22 protein-coding genes and 1 riboswitch are annotated in these 25,698 nt (G+C 42.7%); of the genes, 4 read left to right on the top strand and 18 right to left on the bottom strand.

Features of this window, described 5'->3' with window-relative positions; all coding sequences use genetic code 11:
* Positions 1-27: 27 nt before the first annotated feature.
* On the bottom strand, positions 28-327 hold the full coding sequence (locus tag G0029_RS00745; RefSeq protein ID WP_078190555.1) for an ArsR/SmtB family transcription factor: 300 nt from the start codon (positions 325-327) through the stop codon (positions 28-30).
* Positions 328-481: 154 nt separating this feature from the next.
* Positions 482-1,577 (bottom strand): peptide chain release factor 2 gene (gene prfB / locus G0029_RS00740; RefSeq protein ID WP_111884474.1). Its coding sequence is split into 2 segments (ribosomal slippage): positions 482-1,504 and positions 1,506-1,577, totalling 1,095 coding nucleotides; the frame shifts between segments, so codons are not numbered across the junction.
* 181 nt (positions 1,578-1,758) lie between these two features.
* On the opposite strand from prfB, the gene G0029_RS00735 reads away from it, so the two are divergent.
* Positions 1,759-2,607, top strand: a complete 849-nt coding sequence (locus tag G0029_RS00735) for a putative porin (RefSeq protein WP_180109627.1) — start codon at positions 1,759-1,761, stop codon at positions 2,605-2,607.
* A gap of 325 nt (positions 2,608-2,932) precedes the next feature.
* Positions 2,933-3,718 (top strand): putative porin, encoded by a 786-nt coding sequence (locus G0029_RS00730; protein ID WP_180109626.1) that lies wholly within the window; start codon positions 2,933-2,935, stop codon positions 3,716-3,718.
* Between the two features lie 71 nt (positions 3,719-3,789).
* Here G0029_RS00730 and recJ read toward each other — a convergent pair whose 3' ends face one another.
* The 7 genes from recJ to G0029_RS00695 form a co-directional block, all read right to left on the bottom strand.
* Entirely contained in the window at positions 3,790-5,493 is a 1,704-nt protein-coding gene (gene recJ, locus G0029_RS00725) for a single-stranded-DNA-specific exonuclease RecJ (RefSeq protein WP_180109625.1), read from the bottom strand.
* Positions 5,494-6,150, bottom strand: coding sequence for a pyridoxamine 5'-phosphate oxidase (pdxH, locus tag G0029_RS00720; RefSeq protein ID WP_180109624.1), 657 nt, complete (start codon positions 6,148-6,150; stop codon positions 5,494-5,496).
* Between the two features lie 18 nt (positions 6,151-6,168).
* Positions 6,169-7,500 (bottom strand): phosphoglucosamine mutase, encoded by a 1,332-nt coding sequence (glmM, locus tag G0029_RS00715; RefSeq protein ID WP_180109623.1) that lies wholly within the window; start codon positions 7,498-7,500, stop codon positions 6,169-6,171.
* A 118-nt stretch (positions 7,501-7,618) separates the two neighbouring features.
* A complete protein-coding gene (gene guaB / locus G0029_RS00710; protein ID WP_078190562.1) occupies positions 7,619-9,085 on the bottom strand; it encodes an IMP dehydrogenase in 1,467 nt (488 codons plus the stop codon).
* A gap of 219 nt (positions 9,086-9,304) precedes the next feature.
* Entirely contained in the window at positions 9,305-9,670 is a 366-nt protein-coding gene (locus tag G0029_RS00705) for a YkgJ family cysteine cluster protein (protein WP_180109622.1), read from the bottom strand.
* A gap of 98 nt (positions 9,671-9,768) precedes the next feature.
* The gene (locus G0029_RS00700) at positions 9,769-10,566 is read right to left on the bottom strand and encodes an MBL fold metallo-hydrolase (protein ID WP_180109621.1); all 798 of its coding nucleotides are present in this window, start codon (positions 10,564-10,566) and stop codon (positions 9,769-9,771) included.
* Between the two features lie 194 nt (positions 10,567-10,760).
* Positions 10,761-11,339 (bottom strand): TMEM165/GDT1 family protein, encoded by a 579-nt coding sequence (locus G0029_RS00695; protein ID WP_078193209.1) that lies wholly within the window; start codon positions 11,337-11,339, stop codon positions 10,761-10,763.
* 74 nt (positions 11,340-11,413) lie between these two features.
* Positions 11,414-11,556: riboswitch (yybP-ykoY riboswitch) on the bottom strand.
* A 58-nt stretch (positions 11,557-11,614) separates the two neighbouring features.
* On the opposite strand from G0029_RS00695, the gene G0029_RS00690 reads away from it, so the two are divergent.
* Entirely contained in the window at positions 11,615-12,325 is a 711-nt protein-coding gene (locus G0029_RS00690) for a methyltransferase type 11 (RefSeq protein WP_180101663.1), read from the top strand.
* Between the two features lie 48 nt (positions 12,326-12,373).
* On the opposite strand, the gene G0029_RS00685 is transcribed toward G0029_RS00690, so the two are convergent.
* The 3 genes from G0029_RS00685 to G0029_RS00675 all read right to left on the bottom strand — a co-directional run bounded on the left by G0029_RS00685 (position 12,374) and on the right by G0029_RS00675 (position 18,035).
* The gene (locus G0029_RS00685) at positions 12,374-14,353 is read right to left on the bottom strand and encodes a 2-oxo acid dehydrogenase subunit E2 (RefSeq protein WP_180101664.1); all 1,980 of its coding nucleotides are present in this window, start codon (positions 14,351-14,353) and stop codon (positions 12,374-12,376) included.
* Positions 14,354-14,355: 2 nt separating this feature from the next.
* Positions 14,356-17,058, bottom strand: a complete 2,703-nt coding sequence (gene aceE / locus G0029_RS00680; protein ID WP_180109620.1) for a pyruvate dehydrogenase (acetyl-transferring), homodimeric type — start codon at positions 17,056-17,058, stop codon at positions 14,356-14,358.
* A 281-nt stretch (positions 17,059-17,339) separates the two neighbouring features.
* The gene (locus G0029_RS00675; protein ID WP_078193213.1) at positions 17,340-18,035 is read right to left on the bottom strand and encodes a M23 family metallopeptidase; all 696 of its coding nucleotides are present in this window, start codon (positions 18,033-18,035) and stop codon (positions 17,340-17,342) included.
* Between the two features lie 106 nt (positions 18,036-18,141).
* On the opposite strand from G0029_RS00675, the gene G0029_RS00670 reads away from it, so the two are divergent.
* The gene (locus G0029_RS00670; RefSeq protein WP_111884464.1) at positions 18,142-18,582 is read left to right on the top strand and encodes a DciA family protein; all 441 of its coding nucleotides are present in this window, start codon (positions 18,142-18,144) and stop codon (positions 18,580-18,582) included.
* 97 nt (positions 18,583-18,679) lie between these two features.
* Here the strand turns inward: G0029_RS00670 and lpxC are convergent, their stop codons facing one another.
* The 6 genes from lpxC to murC all read right to left on the bottom strand — a co-directional run bounded on the left by lpxC (position 18,680) and on the right by murC (position 25,684).
* A complete protein-coding gene (lpxC, locus tag G0029_RS00665) occupies positions 18,680-19,582 on the bottom strand; it encodes a UDP-3-O-acyl-N-acetylglucosamine deacetylase (protein ID WP_180109619.1) in 903 nt (300 codons plus the stop codon).
* A gap of 125 nt (positions 19,583-19,707) precedes the next feature.
* The gene (gene ftsZ, locus G0029_RS00660) at positions 19,708-20,898 is read right to left on the bottom strand and encodes a cell division protein FtsZ (RefSeq protein WP_180109618.1); all 1,191 of its coding nucleotides are present in this window, start codon (positions 20,896-20,898) and stop codon (positions 19,708-19,710) included.
* Between the two features lie 159 nt (positions 20,899-21,057).
* Positions 21,058-22,320: a cell division protein FtsA gene (ftsA, locus tag G0029_RS00655; RefSeq protein ID WP_078193217.1), complete on the bottom strand. Its 1,263-nt coding sequence runs from the start codon at positions 22,318-22,320 to the stop codon at positions 21,058-21,060.
* A 68-nt stretch (positions 22,321-22,388) separates the two neighbouring features.
* Positions 22,389-23,243 (bottom strand): cell division protein FtsQ/DivIB, encoded by an 855-nt coding sequence (locus G0029_RS00650; RefSeq protein ID WP_180109617.1) that lies wholly within the window; start codon positions 23,241-23,243, stop codon positions 22,389-22,391.
* A 3-nt stretch (positions 23,244-23,246) separates the two neighbouring features.
* Positions 23,247-24,176 (bottom strand): D-alanine--D-alanine ligase, encoded by a 930-nt coding sequence (locus tag G0029_RS00645; protein ID WP_180035427.1) that lies wholly within the window; start codon positions 24,174-24,176, stop codon positions 23,247-23,249.
* Positions 24,177-24,235: 59 nt separating this feature from the next.
* Positions 24,236-25,684 carry a UDP-N-acetylmuramate--L-alanine ligase gene (murC, locus tag G0029_RS00640; protein ID WP_078190576.1) on the bottom strand — a complete coding sequence of 483 codons (1,449 nt, stop codon included), beginning with the start codon at positions 25,682-25,684 and terminating at the stop codon, positions 24,236-24,238.
* Positions 25,685-25,698: the final 14 nt, after the last annotated feature.

Genomic DNA, 25,698 nt, shown 5'->3' with positions numbered 1-25,698 from the left:
CCTGACACTTCAAATGCGAAAAATGATTTAAAGTGAGTTCTGCAGATAATCAATATATTGCTGAATGAGTTCTTCATTGCGTGAAAAATACGACCATTGACCATATTTCTCGGCTTGAATTAAGCCCGCCTGTTGTAACACAGACAAATGATTAGACATCGTAGACTGCGAAACATTACCGAGTTTTTCGATATTGCCAGCGCATACACCACGATTAAAGCCGCCACATTGTTCTTCTGACAAAAACTGTTCTGGTGTTTTCAACCATTCCAAGATTTGACGTCGAGTCGGATTGGCAAGTGCTTTAAAAATTAAATCAATATCCATAATTTAAACGGGTTTAATTAAATAAAAATTTGGACAACAAAGTTCTATTCAGCATCTTGAATACACTATATCGTATTTTTTCGATTTTTATATCGATTTTTTTAGATATGATGATCAAAAACAGATAGAACTTTGTTTTCTATATAAATTTAAATTACAAACCTTGTTTGAGGCTGGCTTCAATAAACTTATCTAAATCACCATCAAGTACCGCGCCGGTGTTTGAACTTTCCACACTGGTACGTAAGTCTTTAATACGCGAGTCATCTAAAACGTATGAACGAATTTGGCTGCCCCAACCGATATCGGACTTGGTGTCTTCCAACGCTTGTGCCGCATCATTACGTTTTTGCATCTCAAGTTCGTACAATTTTGCACGTAACTGTTTCCAAGCATGGTCACGGTTGGCGTGCTGTGAACGTTGGTTCTGACATGCCACCACAATCCCTGTTGGAGCGTGAGTTAAACGTACTGCAGAGTCTGTTTTGTTAATGTGCTGACCACCCGCACCAGATGCACGATAGGTATCAGTACGAACATCAGCAGGATTGATTTCAATTTCAATATTGTCATCAATTTCAGGCGATACAAAAACCGCTGAGAATGAAGTATGGCGACGGTTACCCGAGTCAAAAGGTGACTTACGGACTAAACGGTGTACGCCAGATTCTGTACGTAACCAACCATATGCATACTCACCTTCTACACGGATCGTTGCAGACTTGATCCCTGCCACATCACCATCAGACTCTTCCATCACTTCTGCTTTAAAACCATGACGTTCAATCCAACGTAGATACATACGTAGTAACATCGATGCCCAGTCCTGTGCTTCAGTACCACCTGAACCTGCTTGAATTTCGACATAGCATGGGTTCGGGTCCATCGGATTACTGAACATACGACGGAATTCTAATTTCGCAAGTTCTGCTTCCGCTGAAGTTAACTCTGCTTGCACATCTGCAAGTAAGCTTTCTTCTTCTGCTTCAACCGCAAGATCCAGCATCGCTTGGGCATCTTCTAGTTGAGTTGAAAGCCCTTCGAGCACGTTAATGACGTTTTCGAGTTCACCTTTTTCTTTTGCCATTGCTTGCGCACGGCTTTGATCATTCCAAATTGCTGGGTCTTCCAGCTCACGTAGAACCTCTTCTAAACGCTCTTTTTTCAGATCGTAGTCAAAGATACCCCCGTAATGTTTGACCACGGTCGTTTAAGTCTTTTAGCTGTAATAGATACGGATTAATTTCCACGTGAATTACTCTCAATCAAAAAATTTGGCTTAAATAGCCGCCTATTATATCACAGAGCATTTGCACAGTTTCAGCCAGATTGATCATCCAAATCATTGACTTCAATGCACATAATATGAACAATACGCTCGCATTACTATTTATTACATTTTTTTTACAACAATAATGTTTCGAGGGTTTTATGAACAAGACATTACTTGCACTAGGGTTAGCTGTTATCACTTCATCAACTTTTGCTTATGATGGTCAAGTTGATGGCGGTTTTACTTATACAGATTGGGACAATGACATCGTAGATTCAAACGGATTGTTCAACTTACAAGGCACGTTATATTTAGACTCAGTAAACCCTAAAAATGGCCCATTAAACGAAGCTGCATTTTTAGGTCATAACAGCAATATTTATGCTAAATATAGCTATCAATATTTAGATACAAAAACAGTTGATGTATCAGATTATTTTCCTGTTTCAGGTCCGCTTGCAGGCAAAGCAGAATATGACAGCCACCATATTTCATTAGGTGCTGAATACTTCTTTGAACAATTCTACTTTAATGGTGAATTAGGCTACAAAGAAGAAAAAGCTGAAGTAAAAGTTGCTGGTATTTCAGCAAGCGAGGACTATGATTCAACAACATACCGCGCATTAGTAGGTTATTTACCTGTCTCTAACCTTTTACTTGCTGTTGGTATTGATGGCTATCAAGGTGACAATGATGAAGACGAAGACAACCGTTTTGCTGTCAAAGCAAAATATGTTGCGCCTTTGAACAATGGTCAATACATCAACCTGGAAGCAGATGGTGCTTTTGGTGATTTAGACTCTGTTACGATTGGCGCAGACTACTACTTCGATCAAGCATTTAGCGTAGGTGCATCTTACAACATCAAAGATGATGGTGATGAAGACACGGATTACTTCGCTATCCGTTCAAAATACTTCCTTAACCCGAACCTAGCAATCGGTGGTCAAGTTGGTTTTGGTGATGACGTTCAAGCGTTCAACATCAATGCAACTTTACGTTTCTAATTTCGTTTGAATTAGAAATTTGCATTAAAAAGCACCTCAAAATTGAGGTGCTTTTTTCTTTTGGATGTAATATTTACTTTAAAAAAAGTCGACTTATTGACCAAATAATCTACAAATTCATAATATCTACACAGTTTTAATAAAACAAAACATTAATAATAATTATATATTTTTCAACATCTTAAGTAATTAAAATTACATAAAATTACCGAATACACAGTTCTGCAACTTTGCAGCGATTGACCATCTTTAAAAATTCTCTAGACTAAAACTTGTAACAAAAAATGTATTAAATTTAGCCAAACAATTTAGAGGGGTAGTTTCCATGAAAAAACTCGCAATTGCTTCAGCACTTCTTTCTGCACTTGCTATTACAGGTACAGCTCATGCTTATCAAGCAGAAGTAGGCGCTTCAGCTGGTTACATCGACCCAGATAATGGAAGCTCTGGCAGTGAATTTGGTGTAAACGGTACTTATTACTTCAACCCTGTTCAAACTCGTAACGCTCCTCTTGCAGAAGCTGCATTCTTAAACCGTGCAAGTAATGTAAATGCACATGCAACTTTCGCTGACCGTGGCGATGTTGACGACAATACTTATGGCGTTGGTATCGAATACTTTGTACCAAACTCAGATTTCTATGTATCTGGTGATGTAAGCCGTAATAATGTCGAAGTTGACACTCCATTCGGCACAGTAGACAACGATACAACTTACTACGGCGCTGAAGTCGGTTATCTTCCTGCACCAGGCTTCTTAGTTGCAGCTGGTGTGAAAGGTTGGGATAACGATGATGATGATGGTGTAGATCCAACTTTACGTGCTAAATACGTAACAACTTTAAGCAATGGTAAAGACATTAACCTTGAAGCGGGTGCAGCATTCGGTGATCTAGATGAATTCAATCTAGCAGCGGATTACTTCATCGACAAAACATTCAGTGTTGGTGCTGACTACTACAACAACGATGTCACTGATCGTAACGAAGTAGGGATCAATGCACGTAAATTCTTCAACCAACAAGTGAGCCTTGAAGGTCGTGTTGGTTTCGGTGAAGTTGGCAACAATGACTACAATTCATTTGGTGTAGCAGCGAAATACCGCTTCTAATCCATTGAAGTCAAAATCATAAAAAAACCGCTCTTCTGAGCGGTTTTTTTATTTGCCTGTAAAAATAGAATTTATTGAGCCAAGTGTAGAACTCTCAATTGAACACTGACATTTCCTCTAAATTCATTTTTATCGAGTTCGTAGACCAAACGGATTTGATCTTGCATAGGATTAAATTCATACTTTTCTGCCGCATTAAATGCAATTGCGTCCACCATTAAGCCATTATCTAAAGCAAGTTTTAACTTCAGATGCAGGTCTTTCAACCAACGATAATCTAAAACTTTAAATAGGCCTTCATAGACCGGTGCAGGAAATTTTTGTCCCCATGGACTTAAATTTTGCAGAAGATCGACGGTTTCGACATTAATGGCCGAATCAGGCAATTCGCCATCTGTCCAAATAGTGGCCTGAAATAAACTTTCGTCTTGCGCTGCGATCAGTGCCTCAAAGGCAGTTTTAAATTCAGAAAAATGCTGCTTTTGAATGGTTAGTCCTGCCGCGGCAGCATGCCCGCCAAAATGACTCACCAAATGCGGATGTAATTCAGCAATACGCTCAATACTGTCTCGAATATGAATACCTTCGATCGAACGCGCAGAACCCTTTATATGCACACCATCTTCATCTGCAGCAAAGACGATTGCAGGTCTATGGAATTGTTCTTTTAAACGCCCTGCAACAATCCCAATCACCCCTTGATGCCAATGCTGTTCAAACATAATCAAGGCTGCAGGTAGATTATCCTGATCAAGCTGAATATGTTCTAACTCAGCCAGAGCTTCCTGTTTAATCTGCCCTTCGACTTGGCGTCTTTCAATATTGAGTTGATTCAACTGCTGCGCAATCGGATAAGCCGTACTTAAATCTGCCGCAATCAGACACTCAATCCCAATATCCATAGTCTCCATACGCCCAGCTGCATTGAGTCGTGGGCCGACCACAAAGCCCAAGTCCTGTGCTTTTAACTGTGCAGGATCACGACCGGCAATATCCAATAATGCACTGATCCCTGGACGACATAGTCCTTGCTGAATCCGCTTCAAACCAGCATCGATCAAGATCCGATTATTCAGATCTAGACTTGCAACATCGGCATAAGTGCCTAAAGCCACCAAGTCCAAATATTGGCTGAGGTTGGCTGTGGATTTAGCATTTTTTTTACGCATACTGGCCAAATTGGCCAACACATAAAATGCAACACCTACGCCAGCCAAGGCTTTACTTGGAAATTCACATCCCAACTGATTCGGATTCACCACCGCTTCTGCTTGTGGTGTTTCCTTCGTAGTCAGGTGATGGTCTGTAATGATCACCTGCATACCATGCGCCTGTGCCTGTGCTACACCAGCATGGCTCGAAATACCATTATCGACTGTAATCAGCACATCTGGGGTAAAACTCACGAAGGCTAAATCAGCAATGGCGGGTGTCAGGCCATAACCATACTTAAAACGGTCTGGAACCAGATATTCAACATCCGCGCCCATATCACGCAGTGCCAAGACCATCAATGCAGTACTGGTTGCACCATCGGCATCATAGTCGCCTACAATGACAATTTTTTTATGTGCATCAATGGCTTGGTCGATCAACTCTATAGCTTGCTGCATGCCTTTTAAGGTCGGGGCATGTAAATGCTTGAGCTTCAATTCCAGTTCTTGTGCGGAAGAAACCCCGCGACGTGCCAATAAGTCCGCAATAAACGGCGCAACGCCCTGAATATCTTCAGGGCGCGTCAAATAGGGTCTTTGTTGAATTAAAAGTTTAGACATTTATGGCATCAGTCGCTGTAGAACCCATTGACCATCCTGTTGTTCATAACTCAAGCGGTCATGTAAACGATTCGGACGGCCTTGCCAAAATTCATAATAATCCGGAACTAAACGATAGCCACCCCAAAACTCAGGTTTCGCCAATACGTCTTTGCTTTCCACTTGATCATGCAAATTTTGGAATCGCTGTTGTAATTCTTCACGACTGGCGATAACACCACTTTGTGGGGTGCTAATGTGCGCTGCAATTTGGCTATCACGCGGTCGCTTATGGTAATAATCCGTAGATTCTTCTAGAGATATCTTTTCCACACGACCACTGACCCGAATTTGACGTTCCTGCTCTTGCCAATAAAACAATAATTCTGCATAAGGATTATCAAGCAGATCATTGCCTTTTTGACTGTCATAGTTGGTGTAGAAGTCATAACCTGCATGGGTCGCACCGCGCAACAAGACCGTCCGCACGTGCGGACGACCTTGGGCATTTGCCGTAGCCAAAGACATAGCATAGGGTTCATGCAGTTGTGCTGCTAAGGCATGGTTAAACCATAATAAAAACTGCTCATGTGGATCACGGTTCACCTGATCTTCATGCAACTCACCTTTTTGATAAGTTAAACGCAGTTCACTTAAGTCCTTAATCACATCATTCATGCAATTTCCCCTCTTGATTTAAGCTGCATTGGCACGAACAGCATCAGCCAAATGATTTGCCAAAGCGGTGACTTCTTCAAGGTCATTACCTTCAACCATGACACGAATGACCGGTTCTGTGCCTGATTTACGAATCAAGATGCGACCACGCCCTTTAAGTTGAGCTTCAGCTTTTTCAAACTCGCTCACCAGTGCAGGTACAGCGTAGGGATCAAACATCGCAGCCAAGCGAACATTTACCAGAACGTTAGGTAATAACTCAAAACCTTCCACCAATTCATGTAAGGCTTTACCTTGCTCAACCATTACCGTTAACACCTGAAGTGAAGCAATGATCGCATCACCTGTGGTGCTCTTGTCCAAAGTCAAGATATGACCTGATGGCTCACCGCCCGTTACCCAGCCCTTTTCTTCTAGGCCTTGTAGAACATAGCGGTCACCAACTTTGGCACGAAGCAACGGCACTTTGGCTTGATCTAAAGCAATTTCAAGCGCCATATTGCTCATTACGGTACCCACGATACCCGCAGGTGTTTGACTCGCTTGAGTGGCTAAAATATAGAGAATATGGTCACCAGTAATTTGCTGACCGTTTTTATCGACCATAATCACGCGGTCAGCATCACCGTCAAAGGCAATCCCTAAATCCGCCTGATGTTCAACAACTGCTTTTTGTAAAAACTCAGGATGCGTCGAACCACAGTCTTTATTGATGTTTAAACCATCCGGTTCGTTAAACAGCGCAATTACTTTTGCACCCAGTTCACGATATACCGAAGGACCGACGCTATAGGCTGCACCATTGGCACAGTCCACCACAATTTTTAAGCCTGTCAGGTCAAAATGGTACGGGAAGGTTGATTTACAAAATTCGATATAACGACCATTGGCATCTTTTACACGCACACTTTTACCTAAGTTTGCAGGGTCTTCGATCACCAAGTCATTTTCAAGTTCTTTGTTTATGGCTTCTTGAATTTCATCCGGCAATTTTTTACCTTCGCTCGAGAAGAACTTAATGCCATTATCAAAATAAGGGTTATGCGACGCCGAGATCACGATGCCTAAGCTAGCATGTAATGCACGAGTTAAATGGGCAATTGCAGGTGTAGGTAATGGACCCAACAAATGAACATAAACACCTGCTGCGTTTAAACCAGCTTGTAACGCTGACTCTAAAATATAGCCCGATAATCGGGTATCTTTACCTAGTACAACGATGGGCTTTGCTTTTTTACTGTATTGTTTTAATACTTTACCTGCGGCAAATCCTAGTTTTAATGCAAATTCAGGGGTAATAGGCAATTCACCGAATTTGCCACGAATGCCATCTGTACCAAAATAACTCATGTTGTACTCACTTCTTAATGGTGATCTTAATCATCACTTTTTACTGCAAATACTTTACACCAAAAACAAAAAGGCCGTCATATTAATGACGGCCTTTTCGGCTAAAAGCTACTAAATATCAACCAACACGGTAGTTTGGTGCTTCTTTAGTAATAGTCACGTCATGTACGTGAGATTCAGACATACCTGCCGCAGTAATTTTGACAAACTGTGCATTTTTACGTAAGTCATCGATCACCGCAGAACCGGTATAACCCATAGATGAACGTAAACCACCCATCATTTGATGAACGATGTTACCCATTGGGCCTTTGTACGGTACGCGACCTTCAATACCTTCTGGTACAAGTTTTTCAGCACCGGCTTTTGAGTCTTGGAAATAACGGTCAGCAGAACCTGTTGCACCTGCCATCGCACCCAATGAACCCATACCACGATAAGCTTTGTAGTAACGACCTTGGAAGAATTCAACTTCGCCTGGTGCTTCTTCAGTACCCGCCATCAATGAACCTACCATGATGGTACTCGCACCGGCACCAATCGCTTTTGCCATATCACCAGAGAAACGGATACCACCGTCTGCGATCAATGGAATTTGATCTTTTAGTGCATTGGCAACGCTGTCAATCGCAGAGATTTGCGGCATACCAATACCAGCAACAATACGTGTAGTACAGATTGAACCCGGGCCAATACCCACTTTCACTGCATCTGCGCCAGCATCTAATAATGCAAGAGCTGCATCACCAGTCGCGATGTTACCGCCAATCACTTGAACTTGTGGATAGTTGGCTTTAACCCAACGTACACGTTCAATTACACCTGCAGAGTGACCATGTGCTGTATCAACAACAATCGCATCAACACCCGCTTCTACCAATGCTTCTACACGACTTGGTGTTTCTGCACCTGTACCAACTGCAGCACCAACGCGTAAACGACCTAAGTCATCTTTGCAGCTGTTTGGATAGTTTTCAGCTTTACGGAAATCAGTAACCGTGATTAAACCTTTCAGTTCGTTGTTGTCATTTACAACAAGGACTTTTTCAATACGGTGTTTTTGAAGTAATGCTTGGATGTTTTCTTTTGATTCGTTTTCACGAACAGTCACCAAACGATCATGGCCTGTCATGATGTTACTAACAGGTTGCTCAAGATTGGTTTCAAAACGAGTGTCACGACCAGTAACAATACCCACCACTTGACCGTCTTTCACCACTGGTACACCGCTGATGTTATTTGCTTGAGTTAAAGCAATCAGCTCACGTACAGTCGTTTCTGGTGTAACGGTAATTGGGTCTTTCACCATACCTGCTTCAAATTTTTTCACGCGGCGAACTTCTGCAGCTTGTGCAGCAATATCCATGTTTTTATGCAGGATACCGATACCACCGTTTTGCGCCATTGCAATTGCCATACGTGATTCAGTCACAGTATCCATCGCAGCAGAAACAAGTGGAATATTCAAATTGATGCCACGTGTGAAACGTGTCTTAAGAGAGACATCTTTTGGGAGAACAGTAGAATAGGCAGGGAGTAATAAGACATCATCAAAGGTTAGGGCTTCTTGAACGATGGTCAACATAACAGTCTCGCTGGTAATTTCCGTGAGCCATTATATACAAATTTCCGTTCAATTTTCATTTTAATTGCGGCAATTCTTTACAGAGTTTTCAATATTAACCATCGAATATGCTGTTTTCAGCAAGAATACACTGAGGGTTAGTCAGCAACTTGTTCAATACAGGCAGAATCCGAAGACTCTACCGCTTAATTTCAATAAATTTATTCTGGAACTAAAGCCTTAACTGACTTGATCGAAATCTTCATCATTTTCAGCGTCATGCAGTGGAATACTGATCAATGGAATCATTTGATGCGCGATGCGTGCTTTATTACATTGCTCATCAGCTATCTGCACACTTTTACATGTGGAACTCCGAGCCTCGTACACCCTACACCTCACTGCTTGCCCAATTTTCCCACCCAAAGCGATACAACGAGACTGTGTTTGATTGGTGCCCGCCATACATGAATACACGGCATTAACCGGCTCAGTATAATGTTCGGGCATATTCAGCCCTTCTGCCCAATAAAAAGAAACGCGATAGTGGGCACAACATGCTCCACAGGTTAAACATGCATCCTGAGTCGGTATTTGAGACAACATTTTTATCTATTCTCGTCATCTAAAAGCTTATTTTATGGACGAAAAATACTAAAAAATGTTATCTGCAAACTCAATTATTTTTTGAAATTTTCAAGTCATTATACTGGGCAAGTAAAAACTGTCTCATCCATTAAATCGACACCACATTGTAAGGTTTCGATCCAATCTAAGAATTGATTGATCTGTTCTTTACCAATAAATGGCGTGCCGTGCTGCGGTACGATCATTTCCACATCCATCGTGCGTACCATGTTGACCCACAGACGGATCACTTTGTTTGAACACATATAGCGCTGATGGAAGCCTTTCATTTTAGGGATATGAGCGGCAAAATTTTCTAAAGGTTTAGAGGCGTCGTCCACCATAGATGCGCCCATATCCCCTGAGAATAAAATTTTGGCAATCGGGTCATAAAATTGGAAGTTACCAACCGAATGTAGGAAGTGTGCAGGAACAGCCACCAAATGGCTGTTGCCTAATGGAATCACCTCACCATGATCTGGCAGTTCGATCAAACGATCCAACCAATTGCCTTTCATGCGGTCACTCATAAATGCAGAGTTTAAATGCGGTAAGAAACGCGCCCACAGCTTAGATGCCACCACTTTGGCGTCGGTATAAACCAACCAACGCGGCATCGAGGTAATAATGTCAGGGTCCTGATGCGAGGCCATCACATAGTCAAGATTGGTCAAACGGGTATATTTATTCAGTTCCATAGTCAGTGGGACATAGGTCAAGTCACCACCCGGATCGAGCACTGCTGCGCGCTCATTATCCAAAATCAGGAACTGGTTCGCCTGTACGCCCTCGCCTTTTACCAAGCTGGTAAAGCTAATACATTTATGCTTTCCATCATCATAAAGTACCTGTGATGTTGTGCGTTCGAAAGCCATTCCCATTCCCCAAATTTTTTATCAAAAAATATATATTCTATAGGTGAATAACATATATTTATTTAGGGAAACTTACAATAAATATTCAGTCAATATTATCTGAAATATCAGTGAATTGGGTCTCATTTATTGGCAAATAATCCTGAGTTTTTAACTCAGGATTTCATGTATTTTTAATATGGTGAGATCATTATTTAAAATAAATAGTGTTGTGCCAACGCAGCCAAACCAATCACCAAGAATACCAAGGCGCCAATTTTATGAATCAGTGAAATCGGTAGTTTTTCTGCTAGTTTGTTGCCAATAAATACCGCAGGCGCATTAACCAACATGATGCCTAATGTCGTCCCCAAAGTCACCCAGCCAATACTGTCAAAGCGTGCAGCCAGTGCAACAGTGGCAATTTGGGTTTTATCTCCAATTTCAGCCAAGAAGAACAAAACGAAAGTGGCGCCGAAAACCCCATATTTTTGCCACTTATTGATACTTTCAGATTCATCATCCAATTGATCGGGGATCAACATCCACACCGCCATGGCAATAAAGCCCAGAGAAACGATCCACAATAAAACGATTGGGCTTAAAACGGTGGTAATCCATTGACCCAGCACAGCAGAAACCCCGTGGTTCACCACAGTCGCGAGGAAAATTGCAATTAAGATCGGAACGGGTTTACGAAAACGTGCAGCAAGCAGTAAGGCAAGTAGTTGTGTTTTATCGCCCATTTCTGACAGGGCAACAACAGCAAGGGAAATGAAGAAAGCGGTTAACATGGTGCATTTCTCTGGCTAGCAATAACATATACCGATGACTTATCCCTCCTGCTAGCCAATGTGCAGAGTGATAAATCAAAGGTCTTGCCAACAAAAGAAAGCTATGAAGAGCTCATTTGGTTCTTTGCTATGATGACCATGCTCGTTTTAGAGCAAATATGTTGACCATCACCTTTTTACTTTGCGTAAAAAGCGGCTACTCCCCAATGAAGTAATGCTATTCTAGCGAGGAATGCATGTTTTCGCAATTTTAATTTTCGATGACTCAATTTGATATGCAAAACAATAATCAAAAATTTCAAGAATTTATTCAACACTATATGCATGTGCAGGATGTATTAATCATTGCAGGCGGCCCGTCTCAGCTCAGTTTTGACTTAACCACCATTCAGCCCTCAAAAAAGCTGCTAATCATTTGCTGTAATCAAAGTTTTCTTCAACTTCCTCAGGCTCAAATTGCCCATCATTCAGATTATGCGTGGTGGTTACACTATCAACCCATGCTCAAAGCCTGCTTTCAAGGTGACATCATTAGCGGATGTGGTTTAGGTCACAACCGCCCATATCCTGAACATGAAGTGATTAACTTCAAAACCGTGCGCATCGATACGCAAGCGGATTTATTTCATTCACCGTACTTTGTGTATGGTAATAATTGCGGCCTTCAAGCCTATTCACTCGCACATCTCTTTCAACCGCAGCGTATTTGGCTGATGGGCTATGACTTCCAGCACCAACAGGGCCAAACACATGCGTATCAACATCAACATGTGCAAGAACTGGGGCATTATGAAAAGTTTTGGGGTTTATTTTTAAAAGACTTCCAACGCTTTGAACATTTACGACATAAGCTTTGGTCGACGGCGCAGCCACATCGTACGCTTCCACTCACCTATAACCTCAACGCAAACTCGGCATTAAAGCTCTACCCTTCACCCATTGAACTTCCTGATTGGCTTTGTCAGTCCACCACCACCACGCCATAAAAAAACCCTGCCAAAGCAGGGTTCATTTTGAAACTTAAACAGGTCAGATTAGATCAATAAAGTTCGGATATCTTTGAGCAGCTTCGTCAGTTTATTGGCAAAACGTGCAGCATCCGCTCCATTAATCACACGGTGATCGTATGACAATGACAGCGGCAGCATCAAACGTGGATCAAAGCTTTCACCATTCCATACTGGCTGCATGGTTGCAGGTGAAATACCCAAAATCGCCACCTGTGGCCAGTTGACCAACGGTGTAAATGCCGTGCCACCAATTGAACCCAGACTGGTAATGGTAAAGTTCGCACCTTGTAAATCTTTCGGCGACAATTTTTTGTCACGTGCTTTTTGACTCAGCTCACCCAACTCAATTGCAATCTGCTTAATGGATTTTTGATCTGGATTACGCAGTACAGGCACGGTCAAACCATCAGGCGTGGCAACGGCAATCCCCATATGGATTTCATTACGTAACAATACTGACTTGCCATCATCAGACAAATGACCTGCAAATTCACGCTCTTCTTTCAACAAATAAGCCACTGCTTTGATGATGAAAGCCATAATGGTTAAGCCAATACCTTCTTTCTTAAAGTTAGCTTTTAAATCATTACGCCAAGCTTCAAGATCAGTAATATCCGCTGCATCGAACTGCGTCACTTGCGGGATAAAGTTGTTTAAAGACAATTGCGGAATCGACACTTGTTGTAAACGTGTCAAAACTTTCTCTTCGACACCACCAAAAGCATCAAAACTTGGCAACTTCGGCAAACCTGAAACCTGTGCCACAGCTTGCGCTGCTGGTGCAGCTTGCGGAGTGGTCAAACGGGTTTTCACATAAGCGAATAAATCTTCTTTCATTAAACGCTCATGCGGACCAGATGCTTTGACTTCTGCTAAAACCACACCCAATTCACGTGCAAGCTTACGAACGGCCGGACCTGCATACACTTTGGCATTGGCAGCATTTTGCTCTTTGGTGAGCTTATCTGCGCCTTGTGGTTGCGGTGCTGCTGCTTCAACTTTGCTTTCCGCTTTAGGTGCAACTGTCGCAGGCTGTGCTACAGCTGGAGCAGGTTTCGCTGCTGGTGCTGCAATAGCTTGACCTTCGGCTTCAATCGTCACTAAAGCGACGCCTTCAGAGACACTTTGCCCTAACTGGACATGAATCGCGGTGATTTTACCAGCTGTAGAGCTTGGCACTTCTACCGTTGCTTTGTCTGATTCCACCACGATGATGCTTTGGTCTTTTTCAACCACATCACCCACAGCGACTAAAATTTCAGCCACTGCTGCTTTATCAACACCTAAATCAGGCACTGCAATTTCAACAGGTCCAGACGCTGTAGCCGTAGACGGCGCTGGTGTTGCTTCTGCAACAACAGGTGCAGCAACAGGCTGTGCAGTTTCTTGCACAGCAGCCGATTCAACCGCAGCAGATGAAGTCGCCGTTTTCACCGTTAAAATCACTACACCTTCTTTCACTACATCGCCAGCACTGATCGTGATCGATTCGACACGGCCTGATACAGTACTTGGGACTTCGACTGTCGCTTTGTCTGATTCCACCACGATAATACTTTGATCAACATCAATTTCATCACCAACAGAGACCAAAATCTCACTTACCGTAGCTTTCTCTACGCCAATATCAGGGACTTGCACATCGATGCTTTGCGACTGAGTAGCATTGGCTGCAACAGATGCTGCTGAAGTTTGTTCTGCTTCCACAACCGGAGTTGGTTCTGCTGCTTCGTCTTCAGTTACATTTTGTACTGGCTCAACGGTAGCAGCGCTTTGACCTTCTGCTTCCAACTCGATCAGCACAGCACCTTCAGCAACACTGTCACCCAGATTAACTGCAATGCTTTTCACCACGCCTGCCGAAGTGCTTGGCACTTCAACAGAGGCTTTGTCAGACTCTAACAACACAATGCTGTCATCAACGCTAATGGTGTCGCCGACTTTCACTAAAATCTCAGCGACCGTTGCTTTATCTACACCAATATCAGGAGTCGTAATTTGCATGATTAGTTCTCCTCTTTGTAGTCAGCCACAGCATGCAGTTCCGGCGTTTCCTGCGGAGCCCATGCCGCTGGACGGTCAGTATCTAGTTCAAAGCTTGAGATGGCATCTTTAACCAAACGTGCATCAACTTCGCCTTCATCCGCGAGTTTTTTCAATGTTGCTACCACAATATGTGCGGCATCGACACCAAAGTAGCTACGTAAGTTGCCACGTGTATCTGAACGACCATAACCATCTGTGCCTAATGCAACAAACGGACGATTGTCTGGAAGATAGGCACGGATTTGTTCGCTATATGCACGCATGTGGTCAGTTGCCGATACCACAATACCGTCTTTTTCACGAAGTAATTGAGAGACCCAAGCTTCTTTCGTATCTTCAGCCAACGGATGTAGGCGGTTGTATTCTTCACACGCCATACCATCACGAGCTAATTCGTTAAAGCTAGTGACGCTCCACACATTTGAATGAATTTGATATTCATCACGAAGGATTTTCGCTGCTTTAATCACTTCACGCAGAATCACACCTGAACCCATCAACTGAACCGTTGCTTTCTCATCTTCTTCGAAGAGATACATACCACGTTTAATGCCTTCTTCAGCACCTTCAGGAATAGCTGGATGTTCGTAGTTTTCATTCATTACTGTTAAGTAGTAGAACACACGCTCTTGGTTCACGTACATGCGTTTTAAACCGTCATGTACGATTACTGCCAACTCATAACCAAAACATGGGTCATAAGAGATACAGTTTGGAATCGTATTTGCCAAGATATGTGAATGACCATCTTGGTGCTGTAAACCTTCACCATTCAGTGTTGTACGACCCGCAGTTGCACCGAGCAAGAAACCTTGCGCCTGCGCATCACCTGCCGCCCATGCAATATCTCCAATACGCTGGAAACCGAACATCGAGTAGTACATATACATCGGAATCATTGGCAAGTTATTGGTTGAATAACTGGTTCCTAACGCAGCCCAAGCACTCATCGCACCCGCTTCGTTAATCCCTTCTTGTAACATGTGACCATCTTTAGCTTCACGGTAATGCATCAACTGTTCTTGGTCTTCAGGGGTATATTTTTGACCATGCGCAGCATAGATCCCCAACTGACGGAACATACCTTCCAAACCGAAAGTACGCGCTTCATCTGGCACAATTGGTACGACACGATCTTTAATGGCTTTTTCTTTCAATAATGATGAAATCAAACGTACCATCAACATGGTCGTCGATTGCTCTTTACCGCCACTGCCTTTGAGTACCGCATCAAACACAGACAATTCAGGAATCGCCAGCTGCTCGCTTTCTTTACGACGTGCAGGTAAATAACCACCCAATGCCTCACGACGTGCTTTCATGTATTTAATTTCAGGTGAATTTTCACTTGGACGGTAGAATGGCACTTCTTCAAGCTGTTCATCGGTAAATGGCAAGTTGAAACGGTTACGCACGTATTTCAACGACTCAAGCTGCATTTTCTTGATTTGATGCGTCTTATTGACTGCTTCAATCTCTTCCGACAAACCATAACCTTTGACTGTTTTTGCCAAGATAACTGTTGGCTGACCCGTTTCCTTCATCGCTTCGGCATAAGCCGCATACACTTTGAATGGGTCATGACCACCACGGTTCAGGTTATCAATATCTTCATCGCTTAAGTTGCGCACCAACTCTTCAGCTTCAGGATATTTACCAAAGAAATGCGCACGCGTATACGCACCACCTTTCACTTGATAGCGTTGGAAGTCACCATCGACCGCTTCTTCCATCACCGCTTTTAAGGCACCTGAATCATCTTTTGCTAGTAGCGGATCCCAATGACGACCCCATACCACCTTAATCACGCGCCAGCCTGCACCACGGAACAATGATTCAAGTTCTTGAATAATTTTACCATTACCACGAACTGGGCCATCTAGACGCTGTAAGTTACAGTTCACGACCCAAATCAGATTGTCGAGCTTTTCACGACCTGCAAGTGAAATGGCACCTGTACTTTCAGGTTCATCCATTTCACCATCACCGAGGTAAGCCCAAACTTTACGGTTTTCTTCTTTGATCAGGCCACGATTCATCAAGTACTTTTGGATGTGTGCTTGATAGATCGACATGATTGGACCTAGACCCATCGATACGGTTGGGAATTGCCAATAATCTGGCATCAAGTACGGATGTGGGTATGAAGGCAAACCTTTACCGCCGACTTCACGACGGAAATTATTTAAGTGTTCTTCAGTCAAACGACCTTCTAAGAACGAACGTGCATAGATACCCGGTGCACAGTGACCTTGATAATAGATCATGTCACCGCCAAAGCTTTCGCTATTGGCACGGAAGAAGTGGTTAAAGCCCACGTCATATAAAGTTGCAGATGATGCAAAACTTGCCAAATGACCACCTAAGTCATCACCTGTTTTATTGGCACGCAGTACCATCGCTAAGGCATTCCAGCGGATCAACGCACGAATACGGCGCTCCATATCCGAATCACCTGGCATAGGTGGCTGTTCTTCAACTGAAATGGTATTTAAGTAAGGAGTATTTAGTCGCTGAATGGGAACGTGCTTAGCAATCGCTTGTTGATAGAGTTTTTCAAGCAAAAATGCAGCGCGGTCAGTTCCCATGTGCTGTAAAACTGAATCAAATGCGTCCTGCCATTCTTGGGTTTCTTGCGCATCTGTATCGCCATAAAACGCCATACTTCACCTATCCTATGTGCTAAATATATGGCTCTATTAGTACCATATTTTGGCTAGGCTCAGTTATCGCCACAAATGAATACGAAATAGCTCTGTTATTTATTTACTAAATACTCATTGATTAACAATTACACAAATTTACATTTTTGGGTCAATTTTCGCCATTTTTCATACAGACAATATTTTTTAAAATGATAATTTTATAGTTATTAGCGATAAATAAAAAAGCCATTGTCTGTAGAGGTTCAGACAATGGCTTCGTATACCGATGTTGTATGTGCTTATGGCAACATCGCTAAATACGTTGATGGATTTTTACGTTGACCATCTTTCACTACTTCGTAATGTAAATGTGGGCCAGTACAACGACCAGTACAACCAACGTTAGCAATATGCTCACCCGCAGCAACACGGTCGCCTACACGTGCAATTAAGCGTGATGCATGTGCATAACGTGTCAGGTAACCATTACCATGGTTAATTTCAACATATTGACCATAACCTGTGCCCCAACCTGATTTTGTTACAATGCCTGGACCCGTTGCATAAATAGGTGTGCCACTAGCCGCAGAAAGATCTAAACCTGAATGATTTTCTGCACGGCCACCCATGGTACGACCACCATAGTTTGAACTTACACGCTTCATGTCTGGAAGTGGGTGGGCAATTAACCATGAATATGGATTATTTGAACTTGCTGAATAGTTTTTAGAGGAATTGCTTGAACCGTATTTTTTTGCGATTGTCGCATTGTTGAGTTCAATTGATTTTTCACGAATTTTAACATTCAACTTTGTTTCTGCTGGAATATCAATATCATTGCTTTCAGAGTAAGCACCTTGAGACAAAGTGCGAGTTAATTGTTCAATACGATCTGATGATGAATCTGCTTGATTTAATTCAACTAAATCTGCAAAAGCGACTGAAGCGGCCGAAGCAGCCAATGAAAACGCCAATAAAATACGTCGTAAATGCATAAAAAACCTCTATAAACTGTTCTCTTTTGTTCCTTGTGTGATTTCGTCCTTGATATCAGCCAAAAGGAGCGCATAAGATTAAGACATAAACATGTAGGAAATATGTATGTCAGAACCTGTCAACGTCTTTCAACCAACAAGAAAACACATAAAAACAGGAAACTTTTCGTTTCTCTCAACGCAAGTTGCTGCATGGCAGAAGCTTACGAAAATTGTCCAACCGCTATTGCCCCAACCGGATCAATGGCAAGTCGTTTGTTATATAAATGGTGTACTTATATTAACTGGTGAAAATCAGGCACTGATAAGTCAGTTGGCCTATTTACAAAAGCAATATATTGCACAGTTATCACAAATATACGAATTCAAGGATTTACACAAGATTCAAGTTCGTCTGAGAACTCCGTCTCCAACGCCCCATTCCCCTGAAAAAATTTCAAGAACCCTCAGTACAGAAACTCAGGATTTACTCCGTAATGCTGCTGACTTTGTGAGCGACCCTAAGCTTAGCCAAGCAATGCTGCGTTTGGCAAGCAATAAAAAGTAACCACCGAGTTGTAACAGATAAATTTGAATATTCAGAATGTGACAGACTTAACACTTACAAATGATACAATATAACATCACTATTATAAGACAATGACTTATGTCACATTCACATAACTAATTGGGCAATCTTTAATGTCATCAAATGTTACAATTTCATAGCTGTCTGGATCACTTTTGACATTGCGTAATAACTGATTATTTAATGCATGACCTGACTTATAGGCATCATATTTCGCAATAATTTGATGACCGAGCAAATATAAATCACCCACGGCATCTAATATTTTGTGACGAACAAACTCATCTGAGAAGCGTAAACCTTCTTCATTGACCACACCATTATCATCTACGCCAATGGCATTTTCGAGACTTGCCCCTAAAGCCAAATTATTGGCTTTGAGGTAATCCAAATCTTTCATAAAGCCAAAAGTCCGCGCTTCACTGACTTCATAAACAAAAGTTTCGGTTGAAAAGTCGATAGTTGCCGACTGAAATTCTTTCTTAAATGCAGGATGGTCAAAATCAATCGTAAAATTTAATTGGAAACCATCATGCGGTTGGAAGGCAGCACGTTTATCATCGATCAGTGCTTCGACAGGTTTGCGTATTTTTATGAATTTTTTAGGTGCATTTTGTTCTTGTAGTTCACCTTGCATAAGCAAATAAATGAACGGGCCGGCACTCCCATCCATAATGGGCACTTCAGACGCCGACACTTCCACGATCAGGTTATCAATCCCTAAACCAGCAATCGCACTCATAATGTGCTCAATTGTGCCCACCTTGGCATTTTTTTGCACCAAGTTAGAACACATGAATGCTTCTTGAATCAGCATAGCATCGGCTGGAATATCAATCGGTGGATTTAAGTCGATACGACGAAACACAATCCCCCCATCGGCATGATGTGGTACAAAGTTTATCATCACTTTTTGCCCACTATGCAGTCCGATGCCACTCGCTTTCACGATGCGTTTCAGGGTACGTTGTTTCAACATGTGTCTTCTATCATCTGTTCACAAAACCGCTATACGTTAGCATATTTAGCCATTGATAAAAAACAAAAAGGTAGCTGATCAGCTACCTTTTGTAATCAACAGACATTTAAGTCATTGAATTTATGTTATTTACGTTGCTGATTTTTCAAATAGTCTTGAATACTCATTGGCGTAGGGCGTGAATTGGATGCTGACGCCGCTGCTGCAGCTGGAGCTGATACTTCATTGTGCTGACGTTGAATCGCTGGCACATCATCTTCATCTACAGGTACTTGTGCAGAAGCGACTGTACGCGTTGCTTGTGAGACAGGGCGTTTCACCGGCTCAGCAGAATCGGCAGAATTACGAGTTAAACCCGTTGCGATCACCGTTACACTAATTTCATCACGTGCATCTGGATCAAATACCGTACCGTAGAACACTTGACCTTCATCAAGATCCACAATTTGGTTCACCACATCAGTGATTTCTTCAATTTCACCGAAGGTTACGTCATCGCCACCTGTAACGTTAATCAAAATGCCTTTTGCATTCATGATGGTCACGTTATCTAACAATGGGCTACGGATCGCTTGTTCAGCAGCTTGACGCGCACGGTTTTCACCACGACCAGAACCTGCACCCATCATTGCATAACCACGTGTACTCATGGCAGTTTTCAAATCGGCGAAGTCAAGGTTGATATGACCTGGACGTACCACCAAATCAAAGATACTACGCACCGCATTTAACAATACATCGTCTGCCTTTTTATAGGCATCTTTCATTGAAATATCGCGGAATACTTTAAGTAGACGTTGGTTCGGAATAATAATCAGAGAATCAACATGTTGCTCAAGTGCTTCAATACCTTTCTCAGCAGATTGCTGACGACGTTTACCTTCAAAGTTAAACGGAGTCGTCACCACACCTACAGTTAAGATACCCATTTCTTTGGCAATTTCAGCAACAACTGGCGCAGCACCGGTACCTGTACCACCACCCATACCTGCAGTCACGAACACCATGTCCGTACCTTCAAGGTGTTGGCGAATCAACTCACGGCTTTCTTCAGCAGCAGTTTGACCCACTTGTGGATTTGCACCTGCACCCAAACCACGCGTACTTTGCTCGCCGAGTTGGATTTTAAATTGTGCATTCATGCGGTCGAGTGCTTGTTTGTCTGTATTGGCACAAACAAATTTTACACCCTCGATATCTGATTCCAACATGTGTTGCACAGCGTTACCGCCAGCACCACCTACACCGAATACTGTGAAACGGGCTTGACCGTTGCTGTCGCTTTGATCATCTTCTAAAAATTCAAATGAGGCCATGCCTAAAAAATTCCTAATCCATAATTGGCAGACACTTCAGCCCGTATACTGCCTTGATCTTAATAAAAATTGTTTTTTAGAATGCTGTCCAAGTTCCAGCTTGTCAAGTACAAGCAATAATCCGTACAACTTCCCAACAATATTCCCAAATATTTCAACTTAAAAGATCGACTTCAAGGTGTCATTGAAGCCCGACCATGCACGTTTTACCCGATTCAATACTGAAAGTTTTTCCGTATCTTCTGGCTCAACGATCGTATCTTGTGTTTCACTTTGACTGAAAATTAACAGACCTGCGGCAGTCGCGTATTGTGAACGACGTAAAGCGGCTTGCTGTTGATCATCAGCATACACTTGCATAGGTGGATTACCTAAATGTGCAGAAACACCTAACATCCGACGCGCAAATGTCACCATCCCTTCAATTTGGCAGGCATCACCTGTGAGTACAACACCATGGTATAACCCATGAATCGCACCATGATCGACCAACTCATTACGCACTTGATTAAGAATTTCTTCATAGCGCGCAATAATGATTTCGGTCAGTTCAATACGGCTAATGGTTTGTGGACCATCAATACCTTGGAACTGAATCATACTTTCAGGTTTAACCACTTTCAGATCAACACAACCATATAACAGCTTAATACGTTCAGCTTCTTCTGTTGTGGTTTGCAATACAGCAGCAATATCACGCGTTACATGCTCACCGCCACGTTGCAAAGTGTGTGTCATCGCCAAGCGACCATCTAAATACACCGCAATGTTGGTCGTACCAGCACCAATATCAACCAAGCACACACCATATTCTTTTTCATCTTTAAGCAAACTGGCTTCAGCTGTTGCTAATGATGAAATGACCATGCGTTCAACACCAATATTGGCACCTTTTAATGCGCGATCCAAATTCTGCATGGTGCTGATGGGCAACATCATCAAATGATAATGTCCTGTCATACTCCGTGCTGACATGCGAATCGGGTTTAACACCCATTCAGGTTCATCATCTAGTTCAAAACCTAAAGGTACAGCACTCACCAAATAATGGTCAGACGTTAAATGACTGGCTTTGGCCAGTTCTAAAGCACGCACCACTTCATTGGTGGTAATCGCATGGTCATTATTTTCAATTGGAGTACGACCAGAGGCATAAAAACTTTTTAGTTCAGCACTTGGAATGGAAATCCACGCAGAATGTACACGACATTCCGCCATATCTTCCGCTTCCTGCACTGCATTTTTAATTGCGGTAACAACTTTATCGAGACTGACAATTTTCCCTTTATTCATGCCGCGGTTACGAGCGGTCGCCATCCCTACCACTTGGATATTGTCTGGCGCGTGTACCTTACCAATCAAAACTGAAACTTTGTGTGTCCCAATGTCAATCGCAACAACCGAGGGAACAGCTTCATTCATTATTTACTACTACCATTCACATGTTTGTTTAATTTATGGCTTAAAGCCTCTACTTATAAAGCCGATCATTATGGCTTTACAGGCGCTGCATTCGCAATGCCTATGTCATCACTGGTTACAACAAACTGACCATTTACCGACTTTGCTGGCACAGAGTTTTTCCATTGAATCGCTAAACCATTTCGGTAGCGCAAATCGATGGCAGAAATTCGTGGCCAAACAGGTTTTAAGTCACTGTGTGCGAGATAACTTAAACGCTGCAACTTACTCATGGTCTGATCCTGATCGACAATCACGCGTAAGCCTGAATCAAACTGCATAAACCAAGTCATTCGTTCGGTTAAATATAATTCTTTTAAACGAATACCAACAGGTATAAACAATTGATTAATTTCATTATAGCGACGCATCATCATTTTGGACTGACTCGTCGGCCCATGCAATAACGGCAAATTCTGATGATTGGTCGGGGTTAATTCGGCAAATACATCACCACTATCGCTTAACAGTCGCCCAGTTCCCCAACGTGCAATCGCTTGACGCGGCATCACCCGTACACGAATTGCATTTGGCCAAGCACGCGATACCACCACGCGATCGACCCAAGAGATTTCTAAAGTACGGTCACGAATGACACGTAAATCAGAGGTAAAATAGTTTTCAGTCATCATCGGTGAAACGTATGATATGACTTGTTGTTTTTCTTGGGCGCTCCGCACACCCACCACATCAAGTTCAGCCACACGTGCATCCGTCATGACTTTATATAGCCCCCAAATTCCGGCAATCAAGACCACACATGCAATAAACAACAACAACCATCCACCCAGATTGGTAAGCTTTTCCTTACGTGTCGGTGGTTTGTCATGTATCGATGTCGTTGCTGCACGTTTACGGCGCATAGACGCAGGAAGTTGAGCCATAATTTAGTGTGCCGCACCTGTCAGGGTTTGTTCCAAAATTGCGACACAAAGATCATCAAAACTATAACCTACGGCATTGGCTGCTTTTGGTACTAGAGAATGACTGGTCATACCCGGAACGGTATTTACCTCAAGTAACCAGAAGTTTCCGTCTGCATCTTGCATCGCGTCAATACGGCCCCAACCACTCGCACCTACCGCTTGGAAAGCACGTAAAGATAAAGCTTGTAGACGCTTTTCTTCATCTTCAGTCAATCCACATGGAATACCATATTGCACGTCGTTACGGTTATATTTCGCCTCGTAATCATAAAAAGCCACATCTGCAGGCGGTTCTAAACGAATCACCGGTAATGCCTGACCATTTAAAATCACAATGGTAAATTCACGTCCGGTAATCCATTTTTCAGCCATCACGACTGCATCATGCTGGGTCGCTTTTGCAATTGCAGTTGCAAAGTCTTCAATTTTTTCAACTTTGCTCATACCAATGCTTGAGCCTTCATGCACCGGCTTGATAATAAATGGCAAACCAATTGAATCTACAATTTCTTGTAAATCTGAGTCTTTGCTGACAATACGATAAGGTGCTGTCGGTAGTTCTGAACCTTGCCAAACTTGTTTAGTTTTGACTTTATCCATACCAATCGCCGAGCCTTGAACGCCCGTTCCAGTGTACGGAATGTTTAACCATTCCAAAGTACCCTGAATTTGACCATCTTCACCACCACGGCCATGAAGTACGATAAATGCACGGTCATAAGCCACCAACTCAGTCACACTGCGTTGCTGCGGATCGAATGCTTCGGCATTTACACCCGAACGCACCAATGCTTCAAGTACAGCTTTACCACTATCGAGAGAAACCTCACGTTCGGCAGATTTCCCACCTAATAACACGGCAACTTTGCCGAATTTTGAAGCATTTGACACGTTTATATCCTTAAACTTTTATCTACGGTCTAAACAAACTTTGGATCACCAAGCGGTAATCATTTTACATAGAGATTGTTTTGAGCAAGTTCGATTGAGATTGCTCCAACATTACCTGCGCCCTGTGTTAATAACAAGTCATTTGCTTGTAACACTTTTTTCATTACTGCTTGTAAGTTGCCTTCTACTGGATCGATAAGAATCGGCTCAACTTCACCACGTAGACGAATGCTTCGAGCCAATGCACGACTATCCGCACCCACAATTGGTTTTTCACCCGCAGGATAAACTTCCAATAACAAGAGTTGATCAACTTGTGACAATACATCGACGAAGTCATCAAAACAGTCACGCGTACGGCTAAAACGGTGCGGTTGGAACATCATCACTAAACGACGATCTGGATGACTTGCACGTGCCGCTTTAATGGTCGCTTCGACTTCTTTTGGATGGTGACCATAGTCATCGACCAATTTCACCAAGCCATCTTCAACTTCAAATTCGCCTTGTACTTGGAAACGACGACCTACACCACTGAAGCTTTCTAAGGCACGCGCAATCGCAGCATCAGAAACGCCTTCATCCGTTGCAATACCAATCGCTGCCAAGGCATTTAAGATATTATGAAGACCCGGCAAGTTAATGGTTAAACGTAACGGCTCACGGTCTTTACGCAAAACTGTAAAGTGTGATTGCATGCCTTCTTGAGCCACATCAACGGCACGAATGTCATTGTCTTCATTGAAACCATAAGTCACGACAGGACGACCAATACGCGGCATAATTTCACGGATGTTGGCATCATCACCACACATCACAGCTAAACCGTAAAATGGAAGGCGCTGTAAGAATTGTACGAAGGTATCTTTCAATACATCGAAACTACCGCCATAGGTATCCATATGGTCAGCATCGATATTGGTGACAATCGTTGCCATCGGCTGTAAATGCAGGAATGACGCATCTGATTCGTCTGCTTCAGCCACGATATAACGGCTTGCACCCAATGCAGCATTCACACCAGTACGATTTAATAAACCACCAATGACATAAGTTGGGTCCAGATTTTCTTCTGCCAACATGCAGGTCACCAGACTGGTTGTCGTGGTTTTACCATGCGTCCCCGCAACGGCAATACCATGACGGTAACGCATTAATTCACCCAACATTTCTGCACGACGCACGACAGGTGTACGGGTTTCAATCGCCGCTTTCACTTCTGGGTTTTCAGAATCAATAGCTGTTGATACCACGATTACATTGGCGCCTTGAATATTTTCAGCAGCATGACCGATGAAAACTTGAATGCCGTTTTCTTCAAGCTGAGCCGTGGTTTTCGACGCTTTAATATCTGAACCTGAAACTTTATAGCCTTGGTTTTTCAATACTTCGGCAATACCGCACATGCCCGCACCACCAATCCCAATAAAATGGATGTGTTTAATACGGCGCATTTCTGGCACTTTAATGAGCTTTTTCGCTTGATCGGCAGGCGTTGATGGAGACATAGATTACTCGAATT

This window comes from Acinetobacter sp. YH12138, from assembly GCF_015218525.1.
GTDB classification, from domain to species: domain Bacteria; phylum Pseudomonadota; class Gammaproteobacteria; order Pseudomonadales; family Moraxellaceae; genus Acinetobacter; species Acinetobacter amyesii.
This window is presented reverse-complemented; position numbering and strand designations above follow the sequence as displayed.